General features: G+C 54.7%; 1 protein-coding gene. It reads right to left on the minus strand.

Annotated features, from left to right (window positions below; genetic code table 11):
* Window positions 1–78 precede the first annotated feature (78 nt).
* On the minus strand, window positions 79–1,106 hold a 1,028-nt coding region (locus AMR42_RS03695), incomplete at its 5' end, for a pitrilysin family protein (protein WP_099532125.1).

The following is a 1,106-nucleotide window of genomic DNA, read 5'->3' on the forward strand; positions in this document are numbered from 1 at the left end:
GGCTTAAGCCCCTTGTTCCTATGGTTCTCGGTAACACTACAGTTTTGATTGCAACTCAGGCTGAGTGAACCAAATAGGTCAAGAATTGCGGCCAGTTGGTACACCGGGAATTGCGACATCCAAAGCGGTTACCGGCTGTCCTAATTGATTGAGTGGTGGCTGAATTGACTTCTGATTTCCCACCACCAAGGTCACCAATTGATCAGGTTTTAGATAAGTCTGTGCTGCCCGCTGCACATCCTCAATGGTGGTAGCTTGAACGGCTTTTTGGTAGCGGAAAATAAAATCAGAAGGATAACCGTAGTAATCGTAGGTCATCAATCGGCCGAGGGTTTGAGACGGGTCAGCAAAGTTGAAAATGAAGGAATTGAGGGCTGATTCCTTGGCAAAATTCAACTCTTGATTACTAATTGGCTGGCTACGAACTTTGGCAATTTCTGCCTTTAAGCCCTGAATTAGGGGCACAGTTCCTTCGGAACGAGTTTGGCCACCGGCTTGGAAAGTGCCAGGAAAGTCATAATTCGGACTCCAGTAGCCATAGACCGAGTAAGCAAGGCCCTGGCGCGATCGCAGTTCGTTAAACAGGCGACCCCCAAAGCCATTCAGCACATCATTGAGGACGGCCATGGCGGGGTAGTCGGTGTTGCTGACGAGGCCGCCCAGGTGACCCAGAACAACGGAGCTTTGGGTGAGCTGGGGCCGATCGACCACAAACACGCCGCTGGTCTGCACTTGGCTGACGGCGGGTAGCGGATTTTCACGGTTGGGGCCCGGCTGCCAGTCGCCCAGGCGGGCTTCGATCAGGCGGCGCATGGCTGTGCGATCGAAGTCCCCGGAAATGCCCAAGATGATGTTCTGGGGAACGAAATAGCGCCGATAGAACGACTCCACGGCCGGGCGATCGATCCGATCGAGCGTGGCGTATTCCACCGTGCGGGCGTAGGGGCTGTTGGCTCCGTAGAGCAATTTGTCAAATTCACGGCTGGCGATGCCGTCGGGGTCGTCGTTGCGCCGGGCAATGTTCCCCCGCAGTTGGGTTTTGGCGAGGGCAATTTTTTCCGGGGCAAAGGCGGGCGATCGCAACACTTCCGTGAACCAGCCGAAGA

Origin of the sequence: Limnothrix sp. PR1529, from assembly GCF_002742025.1 — a bacterium.
Classification (GTDB): domain Bacteria; phylum Cyanobacteriota; class Cyanobacteriia; order CACIAM-69d; family CACIAM-69d; genus CACIAM-69d.